Genomic DNA, 3781 nt, shown 5'->3' with positions numbered 1-3781 from the left:
CCCTCCATTGGCGATGTCTTTAGGCCTCGCCTGGGGGCGGGAGGAACTGCTGGAGGCGCTCTAGGACGCGGCGCCGGGCTGCGTCGTAGGCTACCTGCCCCGCGGACCGGCCGCCGCAGCGGATGTATGCGGCGACGGCGATGACGTCGGCGGTGGCGACCTGAGCATGGGCGATAGAGAGCGGGCCGGCAGCGGACCGGCGCAGCCCAGCCATCTTGACGACGGCCCGCGCCAAGTCCTCGTCAATGCCTGAGACGGCACTAGCGTGCCCGAGGGCGGCCAGCAGCCGGTCGCGCTCGGCCCGTAGGGAGGCGACCTCGGCCTTCGAGGCGACGAGCTCTGCGACACGGGCAGCTTCGGTCTCACGCTGGCGCTCGCGCCATTCACGTGCACGGTCGGCGGCGGCGACGCGACGGCGGGCGGCGGACGTCTCACGGGAACGGACGATGTCGGTCATGGCGGAAGAGTGCCAGTCCGGCCAGCAAGCCACCAGGGGTGGTTCGAGGATCGGATGGCCTTTCCGGCGCGCAACCGGTCCTCGCGGTTCGCAGAGGGAAACGCGCCCATTTCACACAATTCGTAACGGACAACGCCGCTCCCGGCCCCGCAGGGGCCATAGAGGGAGGTCGCGGTCGGCCAGCCCCGGGTTGGCGGCGAAACCCGACATGGGCCTGGAAGGCACAGCGGAGCCCGCCGGGCAGGGGTGTTCGCGATGACCCTGTAGGACACGGGAGCTCTCCGGGGCGGCGTGTAGCCCCCGTTTCCGTGCCACCTTCGGGCAAGTATTGGTTCCCGGCTCTGCCGTTAATGATGGACGCTGGAAGCCCGTTGACCTTCTCGTGGTCGAGGTCAATCCTTGTCGTGCCCGTAGTCGGGCTGTCCCTCCTGAACATCCCAAAACCCGGTCCTTGTCGGTGCAGAGGTGCCCCCGGCGAGGTCCCCCAACCGGAGACCACCGTGACCACCCTGAACGAGATCCGGGGCAATGCCGTGCCCCCAGAGGCATGGGCTAGGCGCGCCCTGCCGGTAGAGACGCGCGACTTCACCGCCCTCGACTACCTCCGCTTCATCCATCCGGTCGGCAGCCACGGCGTCGTTCGCATCGGGGCGCGGGTGAACATCGGCACCGGTCGGCAGAAGCGGTACGTGTTCCGCGAGCGCCGGTTCAGCGTGAAGCGCATCCGCGACGGGCACGCCTCGGTCGTGAGCGCCCTGACGGAACTGGCGTTCCACACGTTCTGCACGTTCCCCTACCCGAAGCCGGGCGAGGCCGTCCCGGAGGCGTCTGACGCCAACCTTACCTCGATCTGCGCCAACTGGATCGACCTCGACTACTACGGCGTCCAGGGCCTCGCGGGGCTGTCCAAGGGCGACGTGCTCGATATCGTCCTCCGCCGCTGCGAGGAGAAGCGCTGGCCGGCTCCGAGCTACGTCATGTCGTCCGGAAGGGGTATGCTCATCGTCTGGCTCTACGAGGTGGCGCCCCGGGAGGTCCTGCCCCGGTGGCGCGCCGTCCAGCGAACTTTGAACCGCGCGTTCGAGGACCTCGGGCACGATGCCACCGGCCTGTCGCCGACGCACCTCTACCGGTACTCGGGCAGCTACAACCCCAACGCCAAGTCCAAGGCGTACATGCTTTGGCCGTTCTACACCGCCGACGTCCGCCGGGGGACGTTCGACGAGCTCGCCGCCGCGGTCATGCCGGTCTCGCGCCGCAAGGCGAAGCTGTTCGTCGCCGAGAAGCTCGACGGCATCGCCAAGCGGGCTGCCAAGCGGGCCGGGCGTGACCGGGCTCGGCGGGAGGAGGAGGTGGCCTCGACGACCGCCCCTGCTGCGCCGGAACCCAAGAAGCGCCGCGAGCGGGTGGGCGGGCACCTGACCGGCCGTTCGTACTGGCAGGCCATCGCCGCCGACATCGAGCGCCTGCGCGCCCACCGGTTCGGCGGGAAGCGGATGGCCGAGGAGACCGGCCGCTCGACGATGGCCTTCGCGGCGACGATGGTGCAGGCCTGGGTCATGCCGGCGTGCGACCTCGACGGGTGGGTCCGGGACCAGGCGCATGCCTGGGGGCTCGACGAGGAGGAGGCCCTGTCCTGCACTAGCGGCATCCGCAAGGCCGCTCGGGACGCGGCCAACGGAGGGCGGAAGTTCTGGCTGGGGAAGGAGGTCGACCCCCGCTACCGGCCGGGCCCGAAGCGGCTGATCGAGCTCCTCAAAGTCCAGCCACACGAGATGGGGGACGCCGACATGCGCATCCTGGTGAACGCCGAGCGGCGCAAGAGCGTCGTCGCCTCCCGCCAGGCCACCCTGCGCCGAACCCGCGGGGCAAAGGCCCGGACGGACCAGCAGAGCGCCCGGCTCGCCGTCGGGGCCGAGGCCCTGCGCCTTCGCCGCGACGAGGGGCTCGACCGCCCCGCCATCGCCGCCCGGCTCGGCGTCACCACCCGCTACCTCGACACCGCCCTGCGCGACGCCAAGGCCATCGAGGCCATCGGCACGGTTACCGCCCCGGACACGCCGATCAAGCCGCGCCGTTCACACGGTTCGTCACGGGGTACTTCACGCGCGAAGGTCGGAAATACTTCCGTCGAGGCACCTGTCGCGCTTGTGGCGCCCGAGGGGGAGGCCTATACTGGCGTCGTCACGGTGAAGGGCACCTACCTCCCAGACGACGCCCGCTGCGCGCCTCACGGCCCGGCGGGCGTTTCCGTTCCCGAGGAGGTGTCGGCATGACCCGCCCCATCGTCATCGACCAGCCGCACCCGAAGGTTGTCCGCGCGGGCGAGCTCAAGGCGCTGCGGGCCCGCGCCCTAGACGCCTGGTACGGCGGCGCCCGTCCCGTCAGCCCGCACGGTCGCCGGCAGTACCGCTACGGGCGCGTCGTCTACCTCACGGAGAACCACGCGCCGCTCCCGGCCCCGCCCGCCGCGGCCGCCGGCCAGGCCGCTCTGCGCGCGATCCTACAGGGATGGCGGACGGGCGAGTACGCGCTCCTGGGGGCGGACGACGCCGAGCGGGGCGGCGCCGTCCGGCGGGCCCTCGTCGCGGCCGGAATGCTCCTCGCCGGCGACCCCGACGACGACGCCCGGGAGCGGGCGGACTGGCTCGTGATACTCGCGTTGGGCCCGCGGACCCAGGACCTCGACGGGGCGCGCGAGCGGCTTCTGGCCCTGCCGGCGCCGGCCCCGTGGTCGTGGGAGGCCGCGGCCCGCGTCTGGGGCTGACGTCCCCGGGGACGGGCTGCCAAGGTTAGCCCGTCCCGTCCTTGCCATGACTGCATGGTTTCGACCGCGCAAAGCGACGCGGTTGCGCGCGTTCCGGTTGCACTCCCCTATGCGAATCCGGGTCGCGCACGCAGCGTTCCTGCATGGAACAAACCGCTGCCCTTGGCGCTAGATAGCCCCCCAGCCGGTTGGACGACCCGCGCAAGCGCCGGTCCCCGTCGAGCCTGCTGGCGCGCTCCGCGATGGTCAACGCCATCGCCCCGGTCGTCAGCCGCATGACGACCGAGCAGGTCCGCCAGGCCCTCGGCGACAGCCAGGGCAACGTCGGCCAGCTCCGCCGGGACCTCTCGGACATCAAGAGCCGCTGCCCGGACCGCCTGCGCCGGCTGGGCTTCGAGCGCCTGTTCTGGATGTGCGACCGCCTCGGGCTGAACCCGATCCTCGCCATGCAGGGCCCGGTCGTCCCCAAGGTCGAGGCGGTGCACTGATGGGCGCGCCCCGGGCTCCCCACCGCGACGCCGTGCTCGACGCCTGGTCGTCCCGGCCCGACGCGTCCG

General features: G+C 71.6%; 4 protein-coding genes. 3 read left to right on the top strand and 1 reads right to left on the bottom strand.

Annotated features, from left to right (window positions below; genetic code table 11):
- Positions 1-19: 19 nt before the first annotated feature.
- Positions 20-457, bottom strand: a complete 438-nt coding sequence (locus ABZT49_RS15215; RefSeq protein ID WP_305078780.1) for a hypothetical protein — start codon at positions 455-457, stop codon at positions 20-22.
- Between the two features lie 500 nt (positions 458-957).
- Between ABZT49_RS15215 and ABZT49_RS15210 the strand changes: the two genes are divergently transcribed.
- The 3 genes from ABZT49_RS15210 to ABZT49_RS15200 all read left to right on the top strand — a co-directional run bounded on the left by ABZT49_RS15210 (position 958) and on the right by ABZT49_RS15200 (position 3712).
- Positions 958-2733, top strand: coding sequence for a hypothetical protein (locus ABZT49_RS15210; protein WP_305078779.1), 1776 nt, complete (start codon positions 958-960; stop codon positions 2731-2733).
- On the top strand, positions 2730-3224 hold the full coding sequence (locus ABZT49_RS15205) for a hypothetical protein (RefSeq protein ID WP_355286865.1): 495 nt from the start codon (positions 2730-2732) through the stop codon (positions 3222-3224). The genes ABZT49_RS15210 and ABZT49_RS15205 overlap by 4 nt, the downstream gene beginning before the upstream one ends.
- A 188-nt stretch (positions 3225-3412) precedes the next feature.
- The gene (locus ABZT49_RS15200) at positions 3413-3712 is read left to right on the top strand and encodes a hypothetical protein (protein WP_305078777.1); all 300 of its coding nucleotides are present in this window, start codon (positions 3413-3415) and stop codon (positions 3710-3712) included.
- Positions 3713-3781 lie beyond the last annotated feature (69 nt).

The organism is Methylobacterium sp. EM32 (genome assembly GCF_040593685.1).
Taxonomy (GTDB): Bacteria; Pseudomonadota; Alphaproteobacteria; order Rhizobiales; family Beijerinckiaceae; genus Methylobacterium.
Note: the sequence above shows the minus strand (reverse complement) of the source record. Positions and strands in the feature narration are given on the sequence as shown.

Bases quoted from the DNA above. Each gene is read 5' to 3' on its own strand.
- ABZT49_RS15215 (WP_305078780.1), bottom strand. From the start codon at position 457: ATGACCGACATCGTCCGTTCCCGTGAGACGTCCGCCGCCCGCCGTCGC.
- ABZT49_RS15205 (WP_355286865.1), top strand. From the start codon at position 2,730: ATGACCCGCCCCATCGTCATCGACCAGCCGCACCCGAAGGTTGTCCGC.